Source organism: Mycobacterium sp. NPDC050041 (assembly GCF_049541695.1).
Lineage (GTDB): Bacteria > Actinomycetota > Actinomycetes > Mycobacteriales > Mycobacteriaceae > Mycobacterium.
Genome location: NZ_JBMVDG010000002.1, coordinates 322766 through 348810, shown reverse-complemented (window position 1 = coordinate 348810; position 26045 = coordinate 322766). Strand labels below are relative to the sequence as shown.

Sequence of the window (26045 nt, the reverse complement as noted above, 5' to 3'; positions counted from 1 at the left end):
TAGCGGACGCACCGTCGATCGCGAGGCGGGTGCGGGCAGGTCAGGTCACCAGTACGCGGTTCGCCGACGAGCGCAGCCCTCGCTGCGCCGCCCACACCACCGCCCAGATGGTGCAGGCGATGGTGATGACGACGAAGCTCGGCGGGGCGTTGAACATGGCCGACACCCCGAGCCCCAGCCACACCGACACCAGGCTGATCAGCGTCGCGACGCCGATCGCCGCCGGTGGCCGCGGCGTCAGCATGATCGCCGCCGCCGCGGGGGTGACGACGAGCGCGAACAGCAGCAGCGTGCCGACGGCCTGCACGGCCATCGTCACGGTCAGGCCCAGCAGCACCATGAACGTGATGGACAGCCCGCGCACCGGGACGCCGCGGGCGTCGGCCACCTGCGCGTTGATCGAGGTGAACAGCAGCGGCCGGTAGATGACGCCGATACTGAGCACGACCATCCCCAGCAGCACGGCGAAGGTGACCAGCTGCTGATCGGTGATGGCCAGCAGGTTGCCGAACAGCACGTTGGTCAGGGTGCTCGAGTTGCGGGTGGCCAGCGAGTTGAATAGCAGGCCGAGACCGGTGGCCATCGCCAGCACGGTTCCGGTGGCGACCTCCCGGTCGGCGGCGCGGCGCCCCAGCGCGCCGATGACCAGCGCTCCCCCGACACAGAACACCCCGAGGCCGAGCACCACCGGCAGACCGAGCAGTACGGCGCCGGTGGCTCCGGGCAGACCGATGTGCGCGAGCGCGTGCGCGGCGAACGCCGTGTTGCGCACGACGACGAAGTAGCCGATGAGCCCGGCGGCCAGCGCCACCAGCGTGCCGCCGACCAGGGCGTTGCGCATGAAACTCGACGTCAGGATCTGCCACCAGTTCTCCTGGTAGCCCAACGCCACCAATGTCGTGGTCACTCAGGTCCTCCGCACGTACAGGTCGCCCTGGGGAGTGTGCACGACCTCGACCGTGGTGCCGTAGAGGTGGGTGAGCAGATCCTCGTCGACGACGCCGTCGATGGTGTCGTAGTGCGGGTGCCCGTCGAGCAGGTAGACCGCGCCGGTGAGCACGCCCAGCAGCGGGTTGAGGTCGTGGGCGACGACCAGGATGGTCACGCCCAGCTCGGCGTTGATCCGGCCGAGCAGTGAGACCATCTCGCGCTGGTTGCGCAGGTCGAGAGAGGCCAGCGGTTCGTCGAGGATGAGCATCTCCGGGCCGCTCACCAATGCCTCGGCCAGCGCGACGCGCTGCCGCTGCCCGCCGGAGAGCTGCGACAGCCGCTTGTCGGCCAGCTCGGTCGCGTCGACGGCGGCGAGCACCTCGTCGACACGTCTGCGCTGGTCACGGTTGGCGATGCCGAAACCCCAGCGGTGTCCGTTGAGACCGAGCGTCACCGCGTCGCGCACCCGGATGGCCTCACCGGTGTGAGAACCGATGGTCTGCGGCACGTAGCCGATGCGTTCGTTGTCGGTGCCGGGCGGGCGGCCGAGCACCCGGACCCGGCCCGCCGACAGGGGTAGCACTCCGAGCACCACCTGCAGCAGCGTGGTCTTGCCGGTGCCGTTGGAGCCGATGACCGCGACGATCCCGCCCGCCGGGATCTCGAAGTCGGCATGCGACCAGACCGTGCGCCCGCCGCGGGCAACGGCGGCGCCCTCGAAGGTGAGCGCCGGTTGCGCGGTCACCGGATCAGGCAGGGACACCGAGCGCCTTCGCGAGTGCGGTCAGCTGGTCGACCTGCCACGCCTGGAACGACTGAGCCTCTGCGGGCACCGTCTCGGTCACCTCGACCACCGGCACGCCCGACTTTTCGGCCGCTGCCCGGATCTGCTGTGGCACAGAGCCTTCGGTTTGGACGTTGTAGACCAGGACATCCACTCCGCGATCATCGAGCAGCCGCAGGAACGCGTCGAGGTCGGCCGGTGACGGGTCGCTCTCGCTCGCCGAGGCCGCCCGGTAGCCCTCGGGGGTGCGGTCGGTCAGGCCGACGGCGGTGGCCATGTCGTCGAAGACGCTCTCGGTGGCGGCGTAGGTCCTGCCGGATGCGCCGGCCTTGATCGACGCGATCAGCTCGTCGTACGCCCGGAGTGACTGACCGAATTCGGCCCGACGCTCGCCGAAGTAGCCCATGGCGTCCGGGGCGAGCTTTCCGAGCTCGGCGGTGACCGCGTCGGCGACCGCCGTGACGCCGGTGGGGCTGTACCAGACGTGCGGGTTCGGTTCGCCGTCCTCGTGGGCGTGGGCCCCGTGCGAGGACTCGTCGTGCACGCCCTCGCCGCCGCCTGCCTCGAGCGCGTCGATCAGTGGCGCGTCGGGCGCCGAGCCGGCGGCCAGCTTGGTGGCCCACTCGTCGTAGTGACCGCCGTTGACGACCACGAGCTGGGCGTCCTCGAACAGCGCGGCGTCCTTCGGAGCGGGCTCGAAGTCGTGCGGATCGACGCCCGACCCGGCGAGCACCGTGGTGACCTTCGCACACTGTCCGCCGAGGTCGGAGACGATGTCGCCCCACTGGTCGACGCTCACCACCACCGACACCGGATCGGTGGGGCACTCGGGCGCGGCGGATTGCGCCGGGGTGGCGGAGGGTTCGTTGCCGTTGCCACAGGCCGCCGTCCCGAGGGGCAGGACCAGCAGGGCACCGGCGGCCAGCGTGCGGATCGCAGCGCGCTTCGTCGTCACCCGATAATGATAACGGTTTGCATTATCGGTGGCGAACCGACTGCGCGTCAGTGTCCGGTGGCCACCGCCCGGGTGGCATCTGACGACCACTGCGACCACGAACCGGGGAACAGCTCCGCCTCGACGCCCGCGGCGCGCAACGCCGCAATCGTCACCGCGGCGGTGACACCGGAGCCGCAGTACACGCCGATCCCGGGAGCGACTGTGGCGCCGTGTGATTCGAACATCCGGGTGAGGTCCGCCGTCGGCAGGAACGTGCCAGCGTCGTCCAGCACGGCCGTGCTCGGTGCGTTGCGCGCGCCCGGGATGTGACCGGCCACCGGGTCGACGGGTTCGACCTCGCCGCGGAAGCGTTCGGGTGCACGCGCGTCGAGAAGCACCCCGCCGTAGCCGGCGACGTCGTCGGCGGTCAGCGTCGGCAGCGCGCCGGCGTACAGATCGTCGTGCGCGACGGTGACGTCACCGGGAGCCGGGGTGACCGGACCCGATTCGATGGCACCGCCCGCCTGCCGCCACGCGGCCAGCCCGCCGTCGAGGATCCGCACGCCGGAGATGCCTGCAGCGGACAGCACCCACCACGCCCGGGCCGAACCGGCGCGATTCCAGTCGTCGTAGACGACGGTCGGCACACCGTCGCGCACACCCCACCCGCGTGCCGCCGACTCGACCGCACGGCCGGCGGGCAACGGATGGCGACCCCGGCCGGTGACGCCGTGGTCGGACAGCTCGTCCTCGAGCGAGACGTACACCGCGCCCGGTAGATGACCGCGACGGTAGGTGTCGCGGCCGTCGGGTTCGGTGAGCTGCCAGCGCACGTCGAGCAGGGTGACCGGCCGCCCCTCGGCGAGCAGGCCGAGCAGCTCGTCGGCGGTGATGAGGACGTCGGCACGGGCCACCACTCGATGGTGCCATCCCTAAGCTGGGCCGGTGACCGACCATGCGTTCAGCGCCGCCGAGCGGCGTGCCGTCTACCGGGTGATCGCCGAGCGGCGCGACATGCGCCGGTTCGTGGCGGGCGCGACGGTCGACGAGGAGGTGCTCGGCAGGCTGCTGCAGGCGGCGCACGCGGCGCCCAGCGTGGGGCTGATGCAGCCTTGGCGCTTCATCCGCGTCACCGACGGCGCGCTGCGGCGCCGGATTCACGCAGTGGTCGACGAGGAGCGGCTCCGGACCGCCGAGGCGCTGGGCCCGCGCGCCGCGGAGTTCCTGGCGCTGAAGGTCGAGGGGATCCTCGAGTGCGCGGAACTGCTGGTCGTCGCACTCGGCGACGACCGGGCGCGGCACGTGTTCGGCAGGCGCACCCTGCCGCAGATGGACCTGGCCTCGGTGTCGTGTGCGATCCAGAACCTGTGGCTGGCCGCCCGCGCGGAGGGCCTCGGCATGGGCTGGGTGTCGATCTTCGACCCGGACCGACTCGGCGCGCTGCTCGGACTGCCCGACGACGCGCAGGCCGTGGCGGTGCTGTGCCTCGGCCCGGTGCCCGAGTTCCCCGACCGGCCCGCGCTCGAAATCGACGACTGGACGCACGGTCGCCCACTGGCCGAGTTCGTCAGCGAGAACTCCTGGCCCGCCGGACCACTCGGTGATCGTGTCGGACCGGATGCCGCCGCACTAGGCTGACGGCATGCCAACGGCTCGCGCCGAACTGTCCGTCGACCTCAACGCCGACCTCGGCGAGGGCTTCGGGGTCTGGGACCTCGGCGACGACGACGCGATGCTCGACATCGTCACCAGCGCCAACGTCGCCTGCGGCTTCCATGCCGGCGACCCGGCCCGGCTGGCCCGGGTGTGCCGCGCCGCCGCCGAGCGCGGCGTCCGGATCGGCGCGCAGGTCAGCTACCGCGATCTCGCCGGCTTCGGCCGCCGGTTCATCGACGCCACCCCCGAAGACCTCACCGCGGACGTGATGTATCAGATGGGCGCGCTGCAGGCGCTCGCCCATGCGGCGGGGTCACGGGTGTCCTACGTCAAACCTCATGGCGCGCTGTACAACTCGATCGTCAGCCATCACGGCCAGGCCAGGGCGGTGGCGGCCGCGGTGCACGCCGTCGACCCGGGACTGCCGGTACTCGGCCTGTCCGGGTCGGTGTTCTTCACCGCCGCCGAGGAACTCGGATTGCGCACGGTGCCCGAGGCGTTCGCCGACCGGGCCTACCGTGCCGACGGTCAACTGGTGTCGCGGCGCGAACCCAACGCGGTGCTCGGCGACGTCGGCGAGATCGTCGAACGGGTGGTGTCGATGGTGACCGAGGGCCGCGTCGACGCGGTCGACGGGTCGACGATCCCGATCTCCGTCGCCTCGGTGTGCGTGCACGGCGACTCACCGGGCGCGGTGCAGATCGCCACCGCGGTGCGGCGCCGCCTCACCGACGACGGCATCACCGTCGCACCGTTCACCTAGCCGCGCCGCCGTGGGCAACGGACTGATTCCCTCCCTACTGACGAGACTGCGCCGAGGGCTGTGCGGTGAACATGCACAGCCATCTGTGCAATGTCGTTCGCAGGCGCCGGAAGACTTCGGCTCTTCAGTCAGCGCCTAGCCGGCCGCCTCCCGGTTGGCGCCCGCCACGACGGAGCCGAGCAGACCCGGCAGTGCCGCGTCCACCTCCTCGATGCGCAGTCGCTGGCAGGTGTGCCCGTCGAGCACGAGTCGCTCCGTCAGCCCCGCCTCGCGCAGGATCCGGAAATGGTGGGCGGCCGTCGACTTGTTGATGCCGTCGTAGAGCCCGCCGCACTGCACCGGGGCGGCTGCGTTGAACAGCCGGCGCACCATCTCCAGCCGCACCGGGTCACCGATGGCGCCCAGCACCTGCTGGACGGACCCGACCGGATGGGTCGGGTAGGCCGCGGTCGTCGGTGTCATGTGTCCTCTGCCACGCGAAGTTTGATGTCGATCGAACCTAACGTACTCTCGGATGAAGTTCGATGCCTGTCAAACCAACCGTCAGGAGGGATCGGGAGTGGTCGCGATCGAGCCCCCGCGCACCGACACGCAGCGCTGGGCGTACCCGCTGCTGCTGGTGCTCAGCGGTGTGGCGCTCGGGGTCTCCGGACTGCCCGCCCCGCTCTACGGCATCTACGAGTCCGTGTGGCACCTCTCGCCGCTGGCCACCACCGTCGTGTTCGGGGTCTACGCGGTCGCGGCGCTGGCCGCCGTGCTGGTCTCCGGCCGCATCTCCGACGTGGTGGGCCGCAAGCCCGTCCTGGTCGGCGCACTGATCGCCCTGCTCGTCGGACTCGGCGTGTTCCTGATCGCCGACAACATGGCGCTGCTGCTGGTTGCCCGCACGATTCACGGCGCGGCCGTCGGCTCCATCGTCGTCGCAGGCGCCGCCGCACTGCTCGACCTCCGTCCACAGCACGGCGTGCGCTCCGGCCAGCTGAGTGGGGTCAGCTTCAACATCGGCATGACGATCGCCATCGTCGGCTCCGCGCTGCTGGCCCAGTACGCGCCGCACCCGCTGCGGACCCCATATGCGGTGGTGGCCGTCCTGTGCCTGATCGTCGGCGTCGGCCTGCTGGCGCTGCGCGAACCCCACCTCGCCCGCAGCAGCGGACCGATCCGGATCGCGCGTCCCGCCGTGCCGGCCGAGATCCGCGCCGACTTCTGGTTCGCCGCGCTCGGCGTGATGGCGTCGTGGTCGGTGCTCGGTGTGCTGCTGTCGCTGTACCCGTCGCTGGCCGCCCGCCAGACCCACATCGACAACCTGGTGTTCGGCGGCGCTGTCGTCGGCACCACCGCCTTCGCCGCCGCGCTGGCACAGCTCTTCGCCACCCGGGTGCCCGCCCGCCGTGCGGCCGTCGTCGGAGACGTCGGCATGGCGGTCGCGCTCCTCGTGACGATCCCGGTGCTGATGTCGCACCAGTGGCAGCTGGTGTTCGTCGCGGCCGCGCTGCTCGGCGCCACCTTTGGGCTCGGCTTCGGCGGCTCGCTGCGCCACCTGTCCGACGTGGTGCCCGCCGACCGTCGCGGCGAGACGATGTCGGCGTACTACCTGCTGGCGTACACCGCGATGGCGGTGCCGACGCTGATGGCCGGATGGGCCGCGACACGCTGGGACATCACCGCGGTGTTCCCGTGGTTCGCCGGCGCCGTCGCGGCGGCCTGCCTGGCGGCCGCCGCATTCGGCCTGCGCAGCACCCGGGCCGCCGCCCGCGGCTAGCGGGAGCAGCACCGCTCTAGAGTCGAGCCATGCGCCTACGCGCCGGCCGGCCCGACCTCGATGCCCACGCCCACCTGTTCGACGCGCCCTCCGCGGCCGTTGACAGCCCGCTGACCGTCACCTGGGCCGGTGTCACGACCCTGCTGGTCGACGACGGCACGTCGGCCCTGATGACCGACGGCTTCTTCTCCCGGCCCGGCCTGCTGTCCGTCGGGCTGGGCCGGATCGCGCCGTCACCGCCGCGGGTGGACGGCTGCCTCGCCAGGCTCGGCGTGCAGCACCTGGACGCCGTGCTGCCGGTGCACACCCACTTCGACCACGCGCTCGACTCCGCGCTGGTCGCCGAGCGCACCGGCGCCACACTGGTCGGCGGTACATCGACCGCCCAGGTCGGGCGTGGTCACGGACTGCCCGCCGACCGGCTGCTGATCGCCGAACCCGGGACGACGATGACGCTCGGCGCCTACCGCGTCACGCTGCTCGAGTCGGAACACTGCCCACCCGACCGGTTCCCGGGAAAGATCACCGAACCCGTCAGGCCGCCGGTGCGAGCGTCGGCCTACCGCTGTGGGGAGGCGTGGTCGACGATGATCGAGCATTCCCCCACCGGCCGGCGGCTGCTGATCGTGGGCAGCGCGGGATTCGTGCCCGGCGCGCTCGACGGCAGCCAGGCCGACGTGGTCTACCTGGGAGTCGGCCAGCTCGGCGTGCAGCCCGAGCGCTACCTCGTCGACTACTGGACCCACGTCGTGCGCGCCGTCGGCGCCCGCCGCGTCGTGCTCATCCACTGGGACGACTTCTTCCGGCCGCTGCACCGGCCGCTGCAGGCGCTGCCCTACGCCGGCGACGACCTCGACTTCTCGGTGCGCGTGCTCACCCGCCTCGCCGAAGCCGACGGCGTGCCGCTGCATCTGCCGACACTGTGGCAGCGCGAGGATCCCTGGCTCACCTGATCCGGACATACGCCGGCGGCAACGGCATCCCGAGGCCGGCCAGCACCGCGCGCAGCCGGGTCGGGTAGTCGGTGATGATGCCGTCGGCGCCCGCGGCGATCTGCGCGCGCATCGCGTCCTCGTCGTTGATCGTCCACGGGATCACCCGCAGGCCCGCCGCGTGCGCCCGGTCGACGAACGCCCGGTCGGCGACCAGCCGGAAGCCGGGATCGGCGGGCGTCTGCCCGTAGGGCACCGAGTAGCCCGGCGACAGGATGTTCGCGCCGATCTGCTGCGCGGCCGCGATCGGATCGGGCGTCACCGCCGGGTCGATGCCGGCAAGCCACGGCGAGCCCGGCACCCAGGTGGTCTCGTCCCACAGGGCGACCAGCGGGATCGACGGCTCCGCGCGGCGCACCATCGGCAGCGTGCGCCAGTCGAAGCTCTGGATGTCGACCCGGCCGACCTTGCCCGCCGCCCGCACCGCCGCGAGGATCACGTCGACGAACACCTCGGGGGCCGCCGACTGCTCGGGATGTTCGGCCTCGACCTTCGTCTCGATGTTGAACCGCACGCCCGCCCCGAAGTCGTCGGCGAGCGTGAACACCTCCGGCAGCACGGCGATCCTGTTGCCCCGCACGACTTCGGCATTCGGGTAGTCGGCCAGCAGCTTGCCGCAGTCGAGCGTGCGGATCTGGGCGAGGGTGAGGTCACGCACCAACTTGCCGACGTAGGGATACTGCGGGTCGTTGGGGAAAGCCGGGGCGGTGTCCGCGCACTTCTCCGGTGCGATCTTCGGGTCGTGCCACACCAGCGGCTGGTTGTCCCTGGTGATGACGACGTCGAGTTCGAGTGTGCTGACGCCCAGCTCGAGCGCCTTGGTGAAGGCGCGCAGCGACTCCTCGGTGGTCTCCCCCCGCCCGCCCCGGTGCGCCTGCAGGTCGAAGCCCGACGGCTGCGCGGCGGCAGGCGGTGCGCTGCCGAACGCGACCGCAGCGGCGACGAGCATGATGAGGGTGGCAGCTCTGCGCATGGCTGAAGACGTTATCCGCGTCGGCGCTGCGACAGGTGGAGTCGAGGCGGACCAACGCAGTTTCGTCATCGAGAGTTCGAAGGGATGTCACGCGCGTTGGTCATGAGCCTGCTGCTGCTCGCCGTCGTGCTGGCGTTCGCGGTGGTCCGCCCGCGGGGCCTGCCTGAGGCGGTGGTCGCCGTGCCCGCCGCGGCGCTGCTCGTCGGCGTCGGTGCGATCTCACCCGGCGACGCCGCCGCCGAGATCCGTGAACTGCTCCCGGTGGTCGGGTTCCTGGCGGCGGTGCTGGTGCTGTCCCGGCTGTGCGACGACGAAGGCCTGTTCCACGCCGCGGGTGTACTGATGGCCCGGGTCAGCGCGGGCGATCCGCGGCGCCTGCTGAGGATGGTGTTCGTCGTCGCGGCCGCTGTCACCGCGGTCCTGAGCCTGGACGCCACCGTGGTACTGCTGACGCCGGTGGTGATCGCCACCGCGGCGACGCTGTCGATACCGGCGCGGCCGCACGCCTACGCGACCGCCCACTTGGCCAACAGCGCGTCGCTGCTGCTGCCGGTGTCCAACCTGACCAATCTGCTGGCGTTCGCCGCGGCCGGGCTGTCGTTCACCCGGTTCGCCGCGCTGATGGCGTTGCCGTGGCTGGTGACGATGCTCGTCGAGTTCCTGCTGCTGCGTTGGGTGTTCGCCCGCGACCTGGCCGTCGCACCGCGCAGGGCCGATCACCAGCCGCCGGCGGAGGTGCCGGTGTTCGTGCTCGTGGTGCTGGCGCTCACGCTGCTCGGGTTCGCGCTGACCTCGTTTCTCGGCCTGTCACCGGCGTGGGCGGCACTGGCCGGCGCGGTGGCGCTCGGCGTGCGCGGCCTCGCACAGCGCCGCAGTTCGGTGGCCGGTGTCGCGCGTGCGGTCAACGTGCCGTTCCTGGCGTTCGTGCTGGCGCTGGGTGTGGTGGTCGAGGCGGTGATGGTGCACGGCCTCGACGACGCGATGCGCGACATCCTGCCCGGCGGTCACAGCCTGCCCGCGCTGCTGGGGTTCGCGGCCGTCGCCGCGGTGCTCTCCAATGTCGTCAACAACCTGCCTGCGGTGTTGGTGCTGCTGCCGCTGATCGCGGGCGCCGGTCCGGCCGCCGTGCTCGCGGTGCTGATCGGGGTCAACATCGGACCCAATCTCACCTACGTGGGTTCATTGGCGAACCTTCTGTGGCGCAATGTGGTTCGCAAACATGACATCCCGGCGGGTGCGATCGAGTTCAGCCGGGTCGGGGTGGTCACCGTGCCGCTGACCCTGGTCGCCGCGGTGGTCGCGCTGTGGGCAGGCATCCGGCTGTTCGGCGTGTGAGCCGTGGCGTACCGAGCGGATCCGGCGGCGACTGGGCACAATTGGGGCCGTGCTGAGGTTCAGCAGATTCGTCGCGATCGGAGACTCCTTCACCGAGGGGGTGGGTGACCCGCATCCGGGTAGCAGGAACGGACTCCGGGGCTGGGCCGACCGGGTCGCCGCCCACCTCGCGCGGGACCATCCCGGATTCGGCTACGCCAACCTCGCTGTGCGGGGCCGGGTGATGGACGACATCGTGGCCGAGCAGATCCCGCTGTGCGCGCTGCTCGAACCCGACCTGGTCACCGTCTACGCGGGCATGAACGACCTGATGGCGCTGGCCGTGGACACCGACGCGGTGATGGCCCGCTACGCCGACGGGCTCAAGGCGCTGCAGCAGACCGGCGCGGTGGTGCTCGCCTTCACCGCACCCGACCTCGGCGCCAAGCCGCTGTTCCGCGGACTGCGCGGCCGGGCCGCCATCTACAACGAACTGCTGCGCGCCACCACCGACGACCTCGGCATCGGCCTGGTGGACTTCTGGCGGTTCGACGAGTTCCGCGACCCACTGCTGTGGGACGGCGACCGGGTGCACCTGTCCCCGCTCGGCCACGAGGTGATGGCGGCGCGGGTGCTCGAGGCGCTGCCGGACACCGGGTCGCGCGCAGCGCCGGTGCCGAACTTCATCCCGGCGCCGACGTCGGGTGCGGACGTGTACACCAATGTCCGGTGGGCGATCTCGTTCGCCGCGCCGTGGGCGATCCGGCGGCTGCGGCGGATGACCGGGAGCGGGCATCGAACCGAAGTCGAGCACGCTCGTCAGCGTCGGCTGACGAAGCCTCAGCTGCGTCGCTGGCGGGCGATCTCGGCGAGCACCACGCCCGCGGCCACCGATGCGTTCAGCGATTCCGTCGGCCCGGCCATCGGGATCGACACCACGGCGTCGCAGGTCTCGCGGACCAGTCGGGACAGCCCCTTGCCCTCGGAACCGACCACCACCACCATCGGCCCAGTGCCCTCGAGCTCGTCGACCGTGATGTCGCCGTCGGCGTCCAGCCCGACCACCTGGAGACCGGCGTCCGACCATGACTTCAGCGTGCGGGTCAGGTTGGTGGCCCGGCTCACCCGCAGCCGGGCCGCGGCACCCGCGCTGGTGCGCCACGCGACGGCGGTGACCGACGCCGAGCGGCGCTGCGGGATCAGCACGCCGTGGCCGCCGAACGCCGACACCGACCGCACGATCGCGCCGAGGTTCCGCGGGTCGGAGATGTTGTCCAGCGCGACCAGCAGCGGCGGTGCGCCGGCGGCCTTGGCCGCCTTGAGCAGGTCGTCGGGATGGGCGTAGTCGTAGGGCGGCACCTGCAGGCCGAGCCCCTGGTGCAGGGTGAACCCGCTCATCCGGTCCAGGTCGGAACGCGGCACCTCGAGGATGGAGATGCCGGCGTCGGCGGCGATCTGTACCGCCTCGGTCAGACGTTCGTCGTTGTCGGCGCCCAGTGCCACGTACAGCGCCGTCGCGGGCACCCCGGCCCGCAGACACTCCACCACCGGGTTGCGGCCCAGCACGAGTTCGGTGGTGTCCTCTGGCTTCTTCTGCCTGCCCTGCTGTGACCTCGCGGTCTTGGCCGCACGTTTCGCCGCCGGGTGGCTCGGCCGCTGGTGGGCCGGCGGCGTCGCGCCGCGGCCCTCGAGGCCGCGTCTGCGCACCCCGCCCGAACCGACCGTCGGTCCCTTCTTCGTGCCTTCCTTGCGCACCGCGCCGCGCCGCTTGGAATTACCCGCCATGGTCAGTCGTCCTTGCTGTGGCCGTCGAGCAGCGTCCACTGCGGACCGTCGGCGGTGTCGGTGACCTCGATGCCGGCCTCTTTGAGGCGGTCGCGGATCTGGTCGGCAGTGGCCCAGTCCCGGGTGGCGCGGGCCTCGGCGCGGCCCGCGAGCGCCCAGTGCACCAGCACGTCGACCGCCGCCAGCGCGGCCGTCGTCTCGTCGCGGGACTCCCAGCGCTCGTCGAGCGGGTCGCACCCGAGGATGCCCATCATCGCGCGGATGGCGCGGGCGTGGCCCATCGCCGTCTCGTGGTCGCCGGACTCCAGCGCCCGGTTGCCTTCGGCGCGCGCGGCGTGCACCTCGGCCAGCGCCGCGGGCACCGCCAGGTCGTCGTCGAGGGCGGCGGCGAATCTCGGCGTCCAGTCACCGGGCACCACGGTGCCCACGCGGCTGCACACCCGGTGCAGGAAGTCCTCGATGCCGGTGTAGGCCTTCACCGCGTCCTGCAGCGCGTTCTCGGAGAACTCCAGCATCGACCGGTAGTGCGCGCTGCCCAGGTAGTAGCGCAACTCAGCGGGCCGGACCCGTTGCAGCACAGCGGGAATGGAGAGCACGTTGCCCAGCGACTTGCTCATCTTCTCGCCGCCCATGGTGACCCAGCCGTTGTGCAGCCAGTACCGCGCGAAGCCGTCGCCGACCGCCTTGGCCTGGGCGATCTCGTTCTCGTGGTGCGGGAACACCAGATCCATTCCGCCGGCGTGGATGTCGAACTCCGCGCCGAGATACGACTCGCACATCGCCACGCACTCGGTGTGCCAGCCCGGGCGGCCCGGACCCCAGGGCGTCGGCCACGACGGCTCGCCGGGTTTGGCGCCCTTCCACAGCGTGAAGTCGCGCTGGTCGCGCTTCCCGGTGGCGACGCCCTCACCCTGGTGGACGTCGTCGATGCGGTGCCCCGACAATCTGCCGTAATCCGGGTAGCTCGCCACGTCGAAGTAGACGTCGCCGTCACCGGTGTAGGCGTGCCCCTGGTCGATGAGCCGCTGGATCAACTCGACCATCTGGGTGATGTGCCCGGTGGCGCGGGGTTCGGCCGAGGGCGGCAGCACGCCGAGGGCGTCGTAGGCGGCCGAGAACGCCCGCTCGAAGGTGGCGGCCCACTCCCACCACGGCCTGCCCGCGTCGGCGGCCTTGTTGAGGATCTTGTCGTCGATGTCGGTGACGTTGCGGATGAACGCGACGTCGTAGCCCTTGGCGGTGAGCCAGCGGCGCAGCACGTCGAAGGCGACGCCACTGCGGACATGGCCGATGTGCGGAAGGCCCTGAACCGTTGCGCCGCAGAGGTAAATGGACACGTGGCCGTCGCGCAGCGGGACGAAGTCGCGCACGCCACCGGTCCAGGTGTCGTGGAGGCGGAGATCGCCTCCGGCGCGGGCTTCGGTCACGACGCGCCAGCTTACCGGCAGGTTTACGACATTCCGGCATCGGCGACGACAAGAGCCGTCGCGATCGCCGCCAGCCCCTCGCCGCGCCCGGTCAGCCCCAGGCCGTCGGTGGTGGTCGCCGACACCGACACCGGTGCCTCGAGCAGTTCTGTCAGCAGGCGCTGAGCCTCCGCCCGCCGCGGCCCCACCTTGGGTCTGTTGCCGATGACCTGCACCGCGGCGTTGCCCACCCGGAAGCCCTCGGCGTGCAGCAGGCCGTGGACGTGGCGCAGCATGTCCGCCCCGCCGACGCCCCGCCACTCCTCGCGACCGGTGCCGAACACCGAGCCCAGGTCGCCGAGCCCGGCCGCCGAGAGCAGCGCGTCGCACAGCGCGTGTGCGGCGACGTCGCCGTCGGAGTGCCCCGCGCAGCCGTCGTCGTCGGGGAACAGCAGCCCGAGCAGCCAGCACGGCCTGCCGGACTCGATGGGGTGGACGTCGGTGCCGAGACCGACGCGGGGCAGGTTCACGGTCGGCCTCACACCCGGGCGCCGAGCAGGGCCTCGGCCAGCAGCAGGTCGTTCGGCGTGGTGATCTTGAAGGCCAGCGGATCCCCATCGACGGTCTGCACCTGACCGCCCATGCGCTCGACCATCGACGCGTCGTCGGTGAACCCGCCGCCGCCGGCGGCGGACCGGTAGGCACGGCGCAGCACGTCGGTGTGGAAGCCCTGCGGGGTCTGCACGGCGCGCAGCCCCGCCCGCTCGGGCGTGCCGAGCACCGCGCCGTTGGCATCGACGGCCTTGATGGTGTCGGTCAGGGGCAGCGCGGGCACGACGGCGGTGTGGCCGTCCTGCAGTGCGCGCACCACCCGCACGATCAGCGAGGGTGGGGTCAGCGCGCGCGCGGCGTCATGGACGAGCACGAATTCCGCGTCACCCACCGCGTCGAGCGCCAATCGCACGGATTCGGTGCGGTCGGCCCCGCCGGCGACGATCACCGCGTGCGCGCCGAAGACCAGTTTCGCCTCGTCGGTGCGGTTGGGCGGCACAGCCACCACCACGCTGTCGACGACTCCAGATTCCCGCAGGCCGGCCAGCGCGTGTTCGAGCATCGGCCGACCGGTGAGATGGACGAACGCCTTGGGCGCGCCCGCCGCGAGCCGTTGACCGGATCCCGCGGCAGGCACGACGGCCACCGTGGTCATTGCGCGTCAGGACGCGGTAGCGAGCGCCTCGTCGAGGATGTTCATGGCCTTCTCGTTGTCGGTGTTCTCGGCCAGTGCGAGTTCGCCGACGAGGATCTGCCGGGCCTTGGCCAGCATCCGCTTCTCGCCTGCCGACAGGCCGCGCTCCTGATCGCGGCGCCACAGGTCGCGAACCACCTCGGCGACCTTGTTCACGTCACCCGAAGCCAGCTTCTCGAGGTTGGCCTTATAGCGGCGCGACCAGTTGGTCGGCTCCTCGGTGTGCGGGGCGCGCAGCACCTGGAACACCTTGTCGAGGCCCTCCTGTCCGACCACGTCGCGAACGCCCACATATTCGGCGTTGTCAGCGGGCACTCGAACGGTCAGATCACCCTGGGCGACCTTCAGGACGAGGTATTCCTTCGCCACACCCTTGATCGTCCGGGTTTCAATCGCATCGATCAACGCAGCACCGTGATGCGGGTAAACAACGGTGTCTCCGACCTTGAAAATCATCAGTTTCGAGCCCCTTTCACGTGTCCATGTTAACACGACGCCCAGACAGGCGGGGATCAACGATGCAGGTCAGGGGCGTTGACCGGGAAGACCAGGGGTTGACACCGCCAGGAATCCGTGCAAGGCGAGGGTTGCCTGGCCGCGTTGTCCGGCGAACCTGTGACGGCCCCGAGTGGTGTCTGGGAGGGCCCTTCGCGGCCCGCCGCGCAAACCCGCTCCGCCCTGCGGTACCGCCCGCTCACCGCACCTACTACTCTGCATAGTCGAACGGCATGTCGTCGGTCCGTCATCGCCGGACCCGCACCCAGGAGGCTCGAGTGAACCGCTTCGGACTGCGCGCTTCGGCGGTCACCTCAGGCCTGGCCGTCGCCGGGCTGGCCGCGACACTGACACTCAGCGGATGCAGCGCCGGGCAGATCGCCCAGACGGCCACCCAGGAACCCGCGGTCAACGGTGTCAGCGCCAACGCCGGCGAGATCGCGCTGCGCAACGTGCACCTGCGGGCCCCGCAGACGTCGGACTACGTGCGCCCGGGCACCGATGCCGAACTGCTCTTCGTGGCCGCCAACAAGTCCCCCGACGTCAACGACAAGCTGGTGTCGATCCGCTCCGACATCGCGACGGTCACCCTGGCCGGTGACGCGCAGGTGCCTGCAGGCGGCGCCCTGATCGTAGGCGAGCCCGACGGCCAGATCGCGCCGCTGGAGGCGGTCGAGGCCGCCGACACCGTGACCGCCCAGGTGAAGCTGACCAAACCGATCTCCAACGGCCTGACCTACGACTTCGAGTTCACCTTCGAGCGCGGCGGCAAGGCCACGGTCGCGGTGCCGATCTCCGCAGGCGAGCAGCAGCGCCGCGACGACCCCGGCCAACTCGACAACGAGGGCGACGAGGGAAACGGCGCCGGACACTGACGTCCTGTCGGTCGCGCGGGATACCGTCGACCTGTGGCAAGAGCCCGCGCGCAGTACCGCTGCTCGGAATGTCGGCACATCACCGCCAAGTGGGTCGGGCGCTGCGCTGAGTGCGGCACCTGGGGCACCGTCGAAGAGATCGCGGTACTCGCGCCCGTCCGGACCGGTCAGCTCGGCCAGGCCGGTACGGCGCTGCGGATGCCCGCCTCCCCCGCGGTGCCCATCAGTGCCATCGCCGCGGGCACCACACGTCATGAACACACCGGCGTCGCCGAACTCGACCGGGTGCTGGGCGGTGGACTGGTCCCGGGCTCGGTGACCCTGCTGGCCGGTGAGCCGGGCGTCGGCAAGTCGACGCTCCTGCTCGAGGTCGCGCACCGGTGGGCCGCTGCGGGCCGGCGCGCGCTCTACCTGTCCGGCGAGGAGTCGGCGGGCCAGGTCAGGTTGCGCGCCGAACGCACCGGCTGCACCCACGACGAGCTGTACCTGGCCGCCGAATCCGATCTGTCGACCGCACTCGGCCACATCGACGCGGTGCAGCCGACGCTGGTGATCGTCGACTCGGTGCAGACAATGACCAGCGGCGAGACCGACGGCGTCCCCGGCGGGGTCACCCAGGTGCGCGCGGTCACCGCCGCGCTCACCTCCTACGCCAAGAACAGCGGCGTCGGCGTGTTGCTGGTCGGTCACGTGACCAAGGAGGGCGCGATCGCCGGGCCGCGGTCGCTGGAACACCTGGTCGACGTGGTGCTGCACTTCGAAGGGGACCGGGCGTCGACGCTGCGGATGGTCCGCGGCGTCAAGAACCGGTTCGGCGCCGCCGACGAGGTGGGCTGTTTCCAGCTGCACGACACCGGGATCGAGGGCGTCGCCGACCCGTCCGGACTGTTCCGCGACCAGCGCACCACACCCGTGCCGGGCACCGCAGTCACCGTCACGCTCGACGGCAAGCGGCCGCTGATCGGCGAGGTGCAGGCGCTGGTCGGTGCACCCACCGCGGCGATGCCGCGGCGGGCGGTCAGCGGCATCGACTCGGCCCGCGCCGCGATGATCGCCGCCGTCCTCGACAAGCACCTCCGCCTCGGCGTCGGAAGCCAGGACATCTATCTGTCCACCGTCGGCGGCATGCGGCTCACCGATCCGTCCGCGGACCTCGCCATCGCGCTCGCGATGGCATCGGCCCGCAAGGACCTGGCGATGCCCGCCGATTCGGTGGTGATCGGCGAGGTCGGTCTGGCGGGTGACCTGCGCCGGGTCACCGGGATGGACCGCCGCCTCGCCGAGGCGGCCCGGCTGGGCTTCACCTCGGCCGTGGTGCCCGCCGGGTTGAAGTCCGTTCCGACCGGGATGCGGGTGCTGCAGGCCGACAACATCGGCGCGGCATTGCGGGTGCTGCGCCGGATCGCGGACAATAGCGCCCGATCCGAGGAGTAGCCATGGCAGTGAAGTCGACCGGCCGGACCGGCCGCACCGGGCGCAACGTGGTGCCACTGACCCGTCCGACGCTGCGGGAGACGCTGGGCAGGCTCGCACCCGGGACACCACTGCGCGACGGCCTCGAACGCATCCTGCGCGGCCGCACCGGCGCGTTGATCGTGCTCGGCTACGACGACAGCGTCGAGGTCATCTGCGACGGCGGCTTCGAACTCGACATCCGCTACGCCCCCACCCGACTGCGCGAGCTGTCCAAGATGGACGGCGCGGTGGTGCTGTCCACCGACGGCAGCCGCATCCTGCGGGCGAACGTGCAACTGGTGCCCGATCCGTCGATCCCCACCGACGAGTCCGGCACGCGGCACCGCTCGGCCGAGCGCACCGCCATCCAGACCGGATATCCGGTGATCTCGGTGAGCCACTCGATGAGCATCGTCACCGTCTACGTCGCCGGCGAGCGGCACGTGGTCCCCGACACCCCGACCATCCTGTCGCGGGCGAATCAGACCATCGACACCCTGGAGCGCTACAAGACCCGGCTCGACGAGGTGAGCAGGCAGCTGTCCACCGCCGAGATCGAGGACTTCGTGACGCTGCGCGACGTGATGACCGTGGTGCAGCGGCTGGAGATGGTGCGCCGGATCAGCCTCGAGATCGACGCGGACGTGGTGGAACTCGGCACCGACGGCCGTCAGCTCAAGCTCCAGCTCGAGGAACTCGTCGGCGACAACGACACCGCCCGCGAGCTGATCGTGCGTGACTACCACGCCAACCCCGATCCGCCGTCCCCGTCGCAGGTCGGCGCCACGCTGGAGGAGCTCGACAGCCTCTCCGATGTCGAGTTGCTCGACTTCACAACTCTTGCAAGGGTTTTCGGCTACCCGTCCACACCGGAGGCGCAGGACTCGGCGATGAGTTCACGCGGCTACCGGGCGATGGCGGGCATCCCGCGGCTGCAGTTCGCCCACGTCGATCTGCTGGTGCGGTCGTTCGGGTCGCTGCAGGGCCTGCTCGCCGCCAGCGCCGACGACCTGCAGTCGGTGGAGGGCATCGGCTCGATGTGGGCGCGCCACATCCGGGAGGGCCTGTCGCTGCTGGCCGAGTCGACGATCGCCGACCGGCTGGCCTGACCCGGCGTCAGCCGACGGGAGGCACCGGTCCCGGCGGTGCACCCACAGGTGCGGGAGAGCCCGGCTGAGCGGCCAGGATGAACGGCACCGTGGCCGACCGCAGGTTGCCCAGCTGGACGATCAGGTTGTAGGTGCCGGGCCCGATCGGCTGACGCGGCAGCGGGCAGTCCGGCGCCGATCCCATTCCGGTCCAGGTGACCTCGGTGGTCACCTGTTCACCAGGCGCGAACGTCTTGACCAGGGTCTCGTTGGACGGCGCGCAGTCGAGATTCGACCACAGACGGGTGTTGTCGAGTGCGTACACGTACGCGGCCAGCACGGCGGCGCCGACGTCGCGCTGACAGGCCACCAGGCCGATGTTGGTGACGACCATGGTGAACTTCGGCTGGTCGCCGACGACGTACTCGGGCTGGCTGGTGATGCCCTTGACCGCGAGCGTGGAGTCGGGGCAGTCGTCGCCCTCCTTGAGCACCGGCGGCGGCGCCACCGCGGCGGTCGGTGTCGGCGTCGGGGGCGGGGCGGCCTGCGCCGGAGGCACGACGGGGGTCTTTATCTCGGGGTTCTCCCCCGGCAGCGGGGTGGGCGCGGCGGCGGTGGTCGGCGTCTGCTGATCTGCGGTGTCGCCACCGGAACCGCTGGTCACGATGATGATGACGAGGGCGGCGATGATGCCGACGACGAGTACGCCGACGCCGAGCGCGAGCGCTCTGCGCCGCCGGTAGATCTCAGGGGGCAGCGGGCCCTGCGGTTCAACGTCCAGCACAAGTTCACGGTAAGGGCAGGTCACGCATAGTTGTCCGAGGTGACCCGGCGTGTCGTCGTCAGCCTTCGCCGATGTCACCCACGTGGTCGCGCAGCACCACCCGGCCGTCGGCCAGGTGGTAGGTCACCCCCGCGATCGCGAGCGTGCCATCGAGGATGCGCTGGGCGATCGGCGCCGACCGCACCCGCAGCTGCTGCACGGTCTCGATGACGTGCTTGGCCTCGAATTCGTCGACGCGGGTCAGACCCTGGTTGCGGCCGAGCAGGATCGACGGCGTCACCCGTTCGACGATGTCGCGGACGTAGCCCCCGGGCACCTCGCCGTCCTCCAGCGCGGAGAGGGTGGCTTTCACCGCACCGCAGCTGTCGTGGCCCAGGACGACCACCAGCGGTACGTCGAGGACGGTGACCGCGTACTCGATCGAGCCGAGCACCGCCGAGTCGGCGACGTGACCCGCGGTGCGCACCACGAACATGTCGCCGAGCCCCTGATCGAAGATGATCTCCGCGGCCACCCTGCTGTCGGCGCAGCCGAACACCACGGCGGTGGGCTTCTGACCTGCGGCCAGGCCGGCCCGGTGCTCGATGCTCTGGCTGGGGTGCTGTGGACGGCCGGCGACGAAGCGCTCGTTACCCTCGGTGAGTGCTTTCCACGCCGACTTCGGACTCGAATTGGGCATGGCCGACATTCTGCCCGAGGGCTTCCCGGTGATCGCACCGGCCGAGCTGTTGACGTGGTACGGCCACGCGCAACGTGACCTTCCGTGGCGCAGGCCGGGCGTCAGCGCATGGCAGATCATGGTGAGCGAGTTCATGCTGCAGCAGACACCGGTGGCCCGGGTGGAGCCGATCTGGCGCGACTGGATCGCGCGCTGGCCCACCCCGTCGGCCACCGCCGCGGCCGGCGTCGGTGAGGTGCTGCGGGCGTGGGGGAAGCTGGGTTACCCGCGCCGGGCCAAGCGGTTGCACGAGTGCGCGACGGTGATCGCCACCGACCACGGCGACGAGGTGCCCGCCGACGTGGAGACGTTGCTGACGCTGCCGGGCATCGGCGCCTACACCGCCCGCGCCGTCGCCTGCTTCGCCTTCCGGCAGCGAGTTCCGGTGGTGGACACCAACGTCCGGCGGGTGGTGGCCAGGGCGGTGCACGGCCGCGCCGACGCCCCGGCCAGCACCCGTGATCTGGCCGACGTCGAGGCGCTGCTGCCCGACGATGACCGGGCGCCGGTGTTCTCGGTGGCGCTGATGGAACTCGGCGCCACGGTGTGCACGGCCCGCGCGCCGCGGTGCGGGCTGTGCCCGCTCAGCGCGTGCACCTGGCGGACGCTGGGCTATCCCGCCGCGATCGCGCCGGCGCGGCGGCCGCAGAAGTACGCAGGCACCGACCGCCAGTGCCGCGGCCGGCTACTGGACGTGTTGCGCGGCAACGACTCTCCGGTGAGCCGTGCGCAGCTGGACGTGGCCTGGCTGACCGACACCGCCCAGCGCGACCGGGCGCTGGACTCGCTGCTGGTCGACGGGCTGGTGGAGCAGACCGCCGACGGCCGGTTCGCGCTCGCAGGCGAGGGCGACTGAGCGCTACGCCGTCTGCTCGGATTCGGCTACCACCGCGGCGAATTCGCTGTCGAGTTCGCTCACGCCCGCAGGGTCGTTGCCGGTGCAGCAGAAGCGGCGGCGGTAGTCCGACGGCGTCACCCCGATCACCCGGCGGAAGTGGTGCCGCAGCAGGGTCGCGGTGCCGAAGCCCGACCGTTCGGCGATGTGGTCGATGTCGAGGTCGCTCTCCTCGAGCATCCGGCGGGCGTAGAGCACCCGCTGATCGGTGACCCACTGCATCGGGGTGGTGCCGGTCTCCTCGACGAACCGGCGGGCGAAGGTTCGCGCCGACATGTTGGCGCGCCGGGCCAGCGTGGCCACGGTGTGCGGCTTCTCGAGGTGCGCCAGGATCCAGTCCAGGTGCGGGGCGAACCGCTCCGAGCAGCGCACCGGGATCGGCTGGTCGATGTACTGGCGCTGGCCGCCGTCGCGCTGCGGCGGCACCACCATCCGCCGCGCGATCTTGTTGGTGACCTCGCTGCCCAGTTCCCGCCGCACCAGGTGCAGGCAGGCGTCGATGCCCGCCGCGGTGCCGGCGCTGGTGATCAGGTCACCGTCGTCGACGTAGAGCACGTTGCGGTCGACGAGCGCGGTCGGGTACATCCGGGCCAGTTCGTCGGCGTGCATCCAGTGTGTGGTGCAGGGGCGGCCGTCGAGCAGGCCCGCGGCGCCCACGACGAACGCGCCGGAGCACACGGTGAGGATGATCGAGCCGGCCGCACTGGCCGTTCGCAGGGCCTCCAGCGCCTCCGGCGGATAGCCGTTGGGTCCGGCCGAGATGGCGGGCACCGCCACCAGGTCGGCGCCGACCAGCTGACTGAAGTCGTGGTCGGGGGTCAACGACGCGCCGATCGACGTCCGGACGGGGACGCCCGCTACCGGGCCGCACACCTTGAAGTCGAAATTGGGAACGCCGTCGCCGGACCGGTCGATGCCGAAGACCTCGCAGATGACACCGAACTCGAAGACCGCCAGACCGTCCAGCACCATCGCCGACACGCTCTTGATCGCCATGGCAGCATCTTATCGCATGGTGTCAGTTCCGCCACTGTTGGCGGTATGTGGCGTTGCGCAGAATTACTGCCATGACCATTGCACTCGCCATCCTCATCCTGTCAGCACCGTTCGCACTGGCCGCAGCCCTCGGCTGGGCGGCCCACCGGTCCGGCGTGCTCCGACTGCACCTCGACCAGTTCCGGGTGTCGGCCCCGATGATGGGCCGGCTCTTCGAGGACGATCGCGACTTCCACCGCGTCACCCACGACGTCGACGCCATCCGGACCCGGTTCGAGCAGCACCCCGCGTGGCCGGCCTCAGGCGCGGTCGGTGAGCGTCGTTAGGAAGGTCTCGACCGCCTGTCGGTACAGCTCCGGCGCGTCGTCGTGCACCAGGTGACCGGCGTCGGGCGCGAGCAGGTACGTCGTCCGATGGCCGGTCTCGTCCATCCGGCGCATCTGGCCTGCGGGCGTGACACCGTTACCCGCCTCAATCAACAACGCAGGCGCCCGCACCGCCGACCACTGCTGCCAGTAGTCGCGCACACCCCACTCGGCGGCGATCTCGATCCAGTGCCGCGGGTGCCCGTGCAAGCGCCAGCCGGTGGCGACGCGATCGAACGCCTCGAGAAAGTACTGGCCGGCCACCGGTCCGAACTGGTCGTACACCTGCTGGGCGGTACCGAACTCGACCGGCAGTGCATGCACCCACGGCTCCCACGGGCCGGTGGTGCGGCCGCGGAAGTCCGGGGCCATGTCCTCCACCACGAGCGCGCTGACCAGGTCGGGCCGAGTCGCCGCGAGACACCAGGCGTGCAGCGCACCCATGGAGTGCCCCACCAAGATCACCGGCCGGCCCAGTTCCTCGACGGCGTCGCCGAGGTCGGCGACGAACCGCTCGGTGCTGATCGGATGAGGGTCGACGACATCGCGGCCGCGGTGCCACGGCGCGTCGTAGGTGTACACCGCGCCGAAGGGCGCGAGCCACGGCGACTGCCGCGACCAGGTGCTGCCACGGCCCATCAGACCGTGGACCAGCACGAGCGGTGTGCCCCCGGCATCGGGCGGGCCGCCGCGCGGGGTGAGCAGTTCGGAGCGCATGCCGCCATCTTGCCCAGCCGACGAGGCGGTAGCCTGACCGCATGTCCGTGGTGAAGATCAACGCAATCGAGGTGCCGCCGAACGCCGGCCCCGAGCTGGAGAAACGGTTCGCCCACCGCGCGCACGCGGTGGACAACCAGCCCGGCTTCCTCGGCTTCCAGTTGCTGCGGCCGGTCAAGGGCGAGGACCGCTATTTCGTGGTGACGCAGTGGGAGACCGAAGAGGCGTTCCAGGCCTGGGCGACCGGCCCGGCCATCGAGGCGCACAAGGGCCAGCAGAACAACCCCGTCGCGACCGGGGCATCGTTGCTGGAGTTCGAGGTCGTGTTGGACGTTGCCGGCAGCAGCGACAAGAGCTGACGCGAGGCGGGCGGGACGCCGGGCCACCGGCCTGCTGACCGCTGCCGCCCTCGTCGTCACCATCGCCTCAGGTTGCGGCGACGCGGGTACCGCGCCCGCCGACGCCGCCTACGGCGCCCACATCGGGACCACCACCCCGCAGGGGCTGCGCGCGAGACAGACCATGGACATGGTCAATTCGGACTGGCCCATCGGCGACGTCAACGTGCGCACGATGGCCGTACCCGGTCAGGTGGACCACATCATCGACGCCATGGGCAACCTGTGGTGGGACCGGCCGATCACCGTCACCGGCGTCGACATCGGCGCGGGCACCGCGACCCTGCACGTCAAGACGTCCTACGGGGTCGCCCAGGACGTCGTGCTGCGCACCGACGACGCCGGCCTGGTCGACCAGTTCGACGTGTCACTGCAGCCCACGGTCATCCGGAATTGGGCCGACATCGACCGGGAGCTGTCCGCGTCGGGAGCCCGGTACTCCTACCAGGTGTCCCGGGTGCTGCCCGGCGCCGCCGGAACCAAAGCCAGGTGCGACACCGTCGCGGGCACCAACCTCGACCTGTCACTGCCGCTGGCGTCGATCTTCAAGCTCTACGTGCTGCTCGCGGTCGCCGAGGCCGTCACCGCAGGCCGGGTCTCCTGGGACGACTCGCTGACCATCACCGAGGAGGCCAAGGCGGTCGGCTCGGCGGGACTCGACGAGCTGCCGCCGGGCTCGCAGGTGTCGGTGCGCGAGGCCGCGCAGCAGATGATCTCCGCCAGCGACAACATGGCCACCGACCTGCTGATCGACCGGTTGGGGCCGGGCGCCGTCGAGCATGCGCTCAAGACGGCCGGCCACCACGACCCGGCCAGCATGACGCCGTTCCCGACGATGCACGAGCTGTTCTCGGTCGGCTGGGGCGAGCCGGACCTGCGCGAGGAGTGGAAGCAGGCCGACCCCCCGCGTCGCGCACAGCTGCTGCGGCAGACGAAGTCCCGGCCCTACGAGCCGGACCCTGCCCGCACCCACACGCCGGCGTCGACCTACGGCGCCGAGTGGTACGGCAGCGCCGCCGACATCTGCCGCGTGCACCTGGCGCTGCAGGCGGCCGCTACCGGACCGGCCGCGCCCGTGCGCGACATCCTGTCGGCCATCCCCGGCGTCGACCTCGACCGCAAGAAGTGGACCTACATCGGCGCCAAGGGCGGCAACCTGCCCGGCGACCTGACGTTCTCCTGGTACGCGGTCGACCACACCGGCCAGCCGTGGGTGGTGAGCTTCCAGCTCAACTGGCCCAGATACCGCAGCACCACCGCAGCGACGTGGCTGCTGTCGATCGTGCACCAGACCTTCGCACTGGTTCCGGTCGGGCGTTAGCCGGCCTCAGACGGCGGACCGCAGTGTCCAGGCGTGGCCCCGGAAGTGCATCACCGTGCGGCTCACCGGCGCGATGTCGATGCGCCAGAACGACTTCGGCGGCGCGTCGAGCGCGATCAGGATCGCGGCGCGGATCACCGACGGATGGGTGACGGCGACCAGCCTGCCCCGCCGGCTGGTCAATGACTCCATCCAGGTGCCCACCCGGGCGATCAGGTCGACCACCGACTCGCCACCGTGCGGCGCCCGCGCCGGATCGGTCAGCCAGATCGCCAGCTCGGCCGGCCGCACCCCGCCCAACACGTCACCGCGCCACCGGCCGCAGTCCAGGTCGGCCAGCTGCGGTTCGATGAGGGCGGGCAGGCCGAGCAGCTCGGCGGTCTGCCGGGCGCGCTTCTCCGGCCCGCAGTAGGCCGCGTCGGTGCGGCCCAGCTCGACACACGCGTCGACCTGCCGGTGACCCGTCGAGTTCAGCGGTTCGTCGGTGGGGAATCGTCCGGCTGCCATCGCATCGGTCATCGCGTGCGAGACGAAGGTCAGCCGGACGACCTCACTCACTGTCGGCTCAGCGCCTCATGACCCTTGCCATCGAGCAGCCGCGACACCAGAGCAGCGAACACCAGCGCGAGAGTCACGTACATGACCACCTGAGTGCCCAGCGAGAACAGCCGGAACTCGTACAAGTCGTCGGCCGGGAAGCCCTCGTAGACGATGGTGCCCGCGTCGTCGGTCAGCGGGCCCGGCGTCTCGTGGATGGCAGGCAGCGCCAGCATCAACACCGTGACCGCCACCAGGTAGGTGCCCGCGGCCGCCAGGGTGGCGTTCCAGGTGCCCAGCCGGTCGGTGAGCCTCCTGCCCAGGTAGACCGCGCCGACCAGCAGCGCCGCCGACAGCACCACCATCAGCAGGTACAGCAGCGTGCGCTGCCGCAGCGTCCCGTCGAGGCTGAGCGCGGGCGGGTTTGCCGGGTACTTCAGGAACGGCACGACGTAGAGGCTCAACAGCATGCCGCCGGCGACGTACACCGACAGCAGCCGGGCGGAGACCATGCCCTTCGCGCCCACGCGCGAATAGGCCACGGCGAACACCACCGCGAAGATGGCGCCGATTGCCAGGCTGAACAGCAGCACGCCCAGTCCCATGCCGATGTTCATCTGCACGGCGCGGCTGAACCCGCCGCCGTCCGCTTCGTGAGTGTGGCCGCCCGCGTGCGCAGCGGACTCGAGTGCCTCGCGTGCGGCGCCGACACCCTCCTCATAGCCAATGGCCCGTTGGATGACGGGTTCTACGAAGATACGGGCGAAGACGAAGGCGAGCACACCCGCAGCGGCCCCGGCCAACAGGCCGCGACCGATGATCTGCTTCTCCATGTTTACTTGTTCTCCCTACG

Annotated in this window: 29 protein-coding genes and 1 pseudogene; 13 read left to right on the top strand and 17 right to left on the bottom strand. The window is 71.1% G+C overall.

Annotated elements, in window-relative coordinates:
* Positions 1–40: 40 nt before the first annotated feature.
* From ACPCHZ_RS06990 to ACPCHZ_RS06975, 4 genes are read right to left on the bottom strand one after another with little or no spacing between them, the layout of a single operon-like run.
* The gene (locus tag ACPCHZ_RS06990; RefSeq protein WP_423484082.1) at positions 41–907 is read right to left on the bottom strand and encodes a metal ABC transporter permease; all 867 of its coding nucleotides are present in this window, start codon (positions 905–907) and stop codon (positions 41–43) included.
* On the bottom strand, positions 908–1675 hold the full coding sequence (locus tag ACPCHZ_RS06985) for a metal ABC transporter ATP-binding protein (RefSeq protein ID WP_423484081.1): 768 nt from the start codon (positions 1673–1675) through the stop codon (positions 908–910).
* Positions 1676–1679: 4 nt separating this feature from the next.
* Entirely contained in the window at positions 1680–2669 is a 990-nt protein-coding gene (locus ACPCHZ_RS06980; protein WP_423484080.1) for a metal ABC transporter solute-binding protein, Zn/Mn family, read from the bottom strand.
* Positions 2670–2716: 47 nt separating this feature from the next.
* Positions 2717–3565 (bottom strand): sulfurtransferase, encoded by an 849-nt coding sequence (locus ACPCHZ_RS06975; protein WP_423484079.1) that lies wholly within the window; start codon positions 3563–3565, stop codon positions 2717–2719.
* 31 nt (positions 3566–3596) lie between these two features.
* Here ACPCHZ_RS06975 and bluB point away from each other — a divergent pair, with 31 nt between their 5' ends.
* Positions 3597–4289 carry a 5,6-dimethylbenzimidazole synthase gene (gene bluB / locus ACPCHZ_RS06970; protein WP_423484078.1) on the top strand — a complete coding sequence of 231 codons (693 nt, stop codon included), beginning with the start codon at positions 3597–3599 and terminating at the stop codon, positions 4287–4289.
* 4 nt (positions 4290–4293) lie between these two features.
* On the top strand, positions 4294–5070 hold the full coding sequence (locus tag ACPCHZ_RS06965) for a LamB/YcsF family protein (RefSeq protein ID WP_423484077.1): 777 nt from the start codon (positions 4294–4296) through the stop codon (positions 5068–5070).
* A 135-nt stretch (positions 5071–5205) separates the two neighbouring features.
* Here the strand turns inward: ACPCHZ_RS06965 and ACPCHZ_RS06960 are convergent, their stop codons facing one another.
* Entirely contained in the window at positions 5206–5532 is a 327-nt protein-coding gene (locus ACPCHZ_RS06960) for an ArsR/SmtB family transcription factor (protein WP_423484076.1), read from the bottom strand.
* Positions 5533–5629: 97 nt separating this feature from the next.
* Between ACPCHZ_RS06960 and ACPCHZ_RS06955 the strand changes: the two genes are divergently transcribed.
* Positions 5630–6832 carry an MFS transporter gene (locus ACPCHZ_RS06955; RefSeq protein ID WP_423484075.1) on the top strand — a complete coding sequence of 401 codons (1203 nt, stop codon included), beginning with the start codon at positions 5630–5632 and terminating at the stop codon, positions 6830–6832.
* Between the two features lie 29 nt (positions 6833–6861).
* Positions 6862–7785 (top strand): MBL fold metallo-hydrolase, encoded by a 924-nt coding sequence (locus tag ACPCHZ_RS06950; protein WP_423484074.1) that lies wholly within the window; start codon positions 6862–6864, stop codon positions 7783–7785.
* Here ACPCHZ_RS06950 and ACPCHZ_RS06945 read toward each other — a convergent pair.
* A complete protein-coding gene (locus ACPCHZ_RS06945) occupies positions 7778–8797 on the bottom strand; it encodes a glycerophosphodiester phosphodiesterase family protein (protein ID WP_423484073.1) in 1020 nt (339 codons plus the stop codon). The genes ACPCHZ_RS06950 and ACPCHZ_RS06945 overlap by 8 nt on opposite strands.
* Before the next feature lie 84 nt (positions 8798–8881).
* On the opposite strand from ACPCHZ_RS06945, the gene ACPCHZ_RS06940 reads away from it, so the two are divergent.
* Entirely contained in the window at positions 8882–10132 is a 1251-nt protein-coding gene (locus tag ACPCHZ_RS06940) for an SLC13 family permease (protein WP_423484072.1), read from the top strand.
* Between the two features lie 49 nt (positions 10133–10181).
* Positions 10182–10685 (top strand): annotated as a pseudogene (locus ACPCHZ_RS06935) (SGNH/GDSL hydrolase family protein); the annotation flags it as partial.
* 266 nt (positions 10686–10951) lie between these two features.
* On the opposite strand, the gene rlmB reads toward ACPCHZ_RS06935, so the two are convergent.
* Genes rlmB through ACPCHZ_RS06910 form a run of 5 tightly spaced genes read right to left on the bottom strand, consistent with a single transcriptional unit; the run spans position 10952 to position 15004 of the window.
* Entirely contained in the window at positions 10952–11896 is a 945-nt protein-coding gene (rlmB, locus tag ACPCHZ_RS06930; RefSeq protein ID WP_364976157.1) for a 23S rRNA (guanosine(2251)-2'-O)-methyltransferase RlmB, read from the bottom strand.
* A 2-nt stretch (positions 11897–11898) separates the two neighbouring features.
* Entirely contained in the window at positions 11899–13323 is a 1425-nt protein-coding gene (gene cysS, locus ACPCHZ_RS06925) for a cysteine--tRNA ligase (protein ID WP_423484071.1), read from the bottom strand.
* A 23-nt stretch (positions 13324–13346) separates the two neighbouring features.
* Entirely contained in the window at positions 13347–13832 is a 486-nt protein-coding gene (gene ispF / locus ACPCHZ_RS06920; protein ID WP_423484070.1) for a 2-C-methyl-D-erythritol 2,4-cyclodiphosphate synthase, read from the bottom strand.
* An 8-nt stretch (positions 13833–13840) separates the two neighbouring features.
* Positions 13841–14509, bottom strand: a complete 669-nt coding sequence (ispD, locus tag ACPCHZ_RS06915; protein WP_423484069.1) for a 2-C-methyl-D-erythritol 4-phosphate cytidylyltransferase — start codon at positions 14507–14509, stop codon at positions 13841–13843.
* Between the two features lie 6 nt (positions 14510–14515).
* Complete coding sequence (locus ACPCHZ_RS06910; protein ID WP_364976770.1) at positions 14516–15004, bottom strand: CarD family transcriptional regulator; 489 nt, start codon at positions 15002–15004, stop codon at positions 14516–14518.
* A gap of 317 nt (positions 15005–15321) precedes the next feature.
* Here ACPCHZ_RS06910 and ACPCHZ_RS06905 point away from each other — a divergent pair, with 317 nt between their 5' ends.
* The 3 genes from ACPCHZ_RS06905 to disA are packed head-to-tail and all read left to right on the top strand — an operon-like array spanning position 15322 to position 18482.
* Positions 15322–15918 (top strand): hypothetical protein, encoded by a 597-nt coding sequence (locus ACPCHZ_RS06905; protein ID WP_423484068.1) that lies wholly within the window; start codon positions 15322–15324, stop codon positions 15916–15918.
* A 33-nt stretch (positions 15919–15951) separates the two neighbouring features.
* Complete coding sequence (gene radA, locus ACPCHZ_RS06900; protein ID WP_423484067.1) at positions 15952–17352, top strand: DNA repair protein RadA; 1401 nt, start codon at positions 15952–15954, stop codon at positions 17350–17352.
* Between the two features lie 47 nt (positions 17353–17399).
* Positions 17400–18482 (top strand): DNA integrity scanning diadenylate cyclase DisA, encoded by a 1083-nt coding sequence (disA, locus tag ACPCHZ_RS06895; protein WP_423484668.1) that lies wholly within the window; start codon positions 17400–17402, stop codon positions 18480–18482.
* Positions 18483–18489: 7 nt separating this feature from the next.
* On the opposite strand, the gene ACPCHZ_RS06890 is transcribed toward disA, so the two are convergent.
* Both ACPCHZ_RS06890 and ACPCHZ_RS06885 read right to left on the bottom strand, forming a co-directional pair.
* On the bottom strand, positions 18490–19245 hold the full coding sequence (locus tag ACPCHZ_RS06890; protein WP_364976175.1) for a hypothetical protein: 756 nt from the start codon (positions 19243–19245) through the stop codon (positions 18490–18492).
* A gap of 58 nt (positions 19246–19303) precedes the next feature.
* The gene (locus ACPCHZ_RS06885; RefSeq protein WP_423484066.1) at positions 19304–19924 is read right to left on the bottom strand and encodes a carbonic anhydrase; all 621 of its coding nucleotides are present in this window, start codon (positions 19922–19924) and stop codon (positions 19304–19306) included.
* Between ACPCHZ_RS06885 and ACPCHZ_RS06880 the strand changes: the two genes are divergently transcribed.
* Positions 19923–20819 (top strand): A/G-specific adenine glycosylase, encoded by an 897-nt coding sequence (locus ACPCHZ_RS06880; protein ID WP_423484065.1) that lies wholly within the window; start codon positions 19923–19925, stop codon positions 20817–20819. The two genes, ACPCHZ_RS06885 and ACPCHZ_RS06880, sit on opposite strands and share 2 nt — an antisense overlap.
* A 3-nt stretch (positions 20820–20822) precedes the next feature.
* Here ACPCHZ_RS06880 and ACPCHZ_RS06875 read toward each other — a convergent pair whose 3' ends face one another.
* Positions 20823–21854: a GlxA family transcriptional regulator gene (locus ACPCHZ_RS06875; RefSeq protein WP_423484064.1), complete on the bottom strand. Its 1032-nt coding sequence runs from the start codon at positions 21852–21854 to the stop codon at positions 20823–20825.
* Positions 21855–21925: 71 nt separating this feature from the next.
* On the opposite strand from ACPCHZ_RS06875, the gene ACPCHZ_RS06870 reads away from it, so the two are divergent.
* A complete protein-coding gene (locus ACPCHZ_RS06870; protein ID WP_364976187.1) occupies positions 21926–22180 on the top strand; it encodes a hypothetical protein in 255 nt (84 codons plus the stop codon).
* Here the strand turns inward: ACPCHZ_RS06870 and ACPCHZ_RS06865 are convergent.
* Positions 22154–22936, bottom strand: coding sequence for an alpha/beta fold hydrolase (locus tag ACPCHZ_RS06865; RefSeq protein ID WP_423484063.1), 783 nt, complete (start codon positions 22934–22936; stop codon positions 22154–22156). The genes ACPCHZ_RS06870 and ACPCHZ_RS06865 overlap by 27 nt on opposite strands.
* A 41-nt stretch (positions 22937–22977) precedes the next feature.
* On the opposite strand from ACPCHZ_RS06865, the gene mhuD reads away from it, so the two are divergent.
* Both mhuD and ACPCHZ_RS06855 read left to right on the top strand, forming a co-directional pair.
* Complete coding sequence (mhuD, locus tag ACPCHZ_RS06860; RefSeq protein ID WP_364976193.1) at positions 22978–23295, top strand: mycobilin-forming heme oxygenase MhuD; 318 nt, start codon at positions 22978–22980, stop codon at positions 23293–23295.
* Positions 23270–24655, top strand: coding sequence for a serine hydrolase (locus ACPCHZ_RS06855; protein ID WP_423484062.1), 1386 nt, complete (start codon positions 23270–23272; stop codon positions 24653–24655). The genes mhuD and ACPCHZ_RS06855 overlap by 26 nt, the downstream gene beginning before the upstream one ends.
* Positions 24656–24661: 6 nt before the next feature.
* Here ACPCHZ_RS06855 and ACPCHZ_RS06850 read toward each other — a convergent pair whose 3' ends face one another.
* The gene (locus ACPCHZ_RS06850) at positions 24662–25213 is read right to left on the bottom strand and encodes a histidine phosphatase family protein (RefSeq protein ID WP_364976199.1); all 552 of its coding nucleotides are present in this window, start codon (positions 25211–25213) and stop codon (positions 24662–24664) included.
* Positions 25210–26025, bottom strand: a complete 816-nt coding sequence (locus ACPCHZ_RS06845; RefSeq protein ID WP_423484061.1) for a CbtA family protein — start codon at positions 26023–26025, stop codon at positions 25210–25212. Before ACPCHZ_RS06845 ends, ACPCHZ_RS06850 begins: the two co-directional genes overlap by 4 nt.
* Between the last annotated feature and the right edge of the window lie 20 nt (positions 26026–26045).

Coding starts and splice junctions, on each gene's coding strand:
- ACPCHZ_RS06880 (WP_423484065.1), top strand. CDS start 19,923: ATGGCCGACATTCTGCCCGAGGGCTTCCCGGTGATCGCACCGGCCGAG.
- ispD (WP_423484069.1), bottom strand. CDS start 14,509: ATGACCACGGTGGCCGTCGTGCCTGCCGCGGGATCCGGTCAACGGCTC.
- ACPCHZ_RS06885 (WP_423484066.1), bottom strand. CDS start 19,924: ATGCCCAATTCGAGTCCGAAGTCGGCGTGGAAAGCACTCACCGAGGGT.
- ACPCHZ_RS06960 (WP_423484076.1), bottom strand. CDS start 5,532: ATGACACCGACGACCGCGGCCTACCCGACCCATCCGGTCGGGTCCGTC.
- mhuD (WP_364976193.1), top strand. CDS start 22,978: ATGTCCGTGGTGAAGATCAACGCAATCGAGGTGCCGCCGAACGCCGGC.
- ACPCHZ_RS06945 (WP_423484073.1), bottom strand. CDS start 8,797: ATGCGCAGAGCTGCCACCCTCATCATGCTCGTCGCCGCTGCGGTCGCG.
- ACPCHZ_RS06950 (WP_423484074.1), top strand. CDS start 6,862: ATGCGCCTACGCGCCGGCCGGCCCGACCTCGATGCCCACGCCCACCTG.
- rlmB (WP_364976157.1), bottom strand. CDS start 11,896: ATGGCGGGTAATTCCAAGCGGCGCGGCGCGGTGCGCAAGGAAGGCACG.
- ACPCHZ_RS06965 (WP_423484077.1), top strand. CDS start 4,294: ATGCCAACGGCTCGCGCCGAACTGTCCGTCGACCTCAACGCCGACCTC.
- ACPCHZ_RS06865 (WP_423484063.1), bottom strand. CDS start 22,936: ATGCGCTCCGAACTGCTCACCCCGCGCGGCGGCCCGCCCGATGCCGGG.
- ACPCHZ_RS06940 (WP_423484072.1), top strand. CDS start 8,882: ATGTCACGCGCGTTGGTCATGAGCCTGCTGCTGCTCGCCGTCGTGCTG.
- ACPCHZ_RS06845 (WP_423484061.1), bottom strand. CDS start 26,025: ATGGAGAAGCAGATCATCGGTCGCGGCCTGTTGGCCGGGGCCGCTGCG.
- ACPCHZ_RS06910 (WP_364976770.1), bottom strand. CDS start 15,004: ATGATTTTCAAGGTCGGAGACACCGTTGTTTACCCGCATCACGGTGCT.
- ACPCHZ_RS06875 (WP_423484064.1), bottom strand. CDS start 21,854: ATGGCGATCAAGAGCGTGTCGGCGATGGTGCTGGACGGTCTGGCGGTC.
- ACPCHZ_RS06870 (WP_364976187.1), top strand. CDS start 21,926: ATGACCATTGCACTCGCCATCCTCATCCTGTCAGCACCGTTCGCACTG.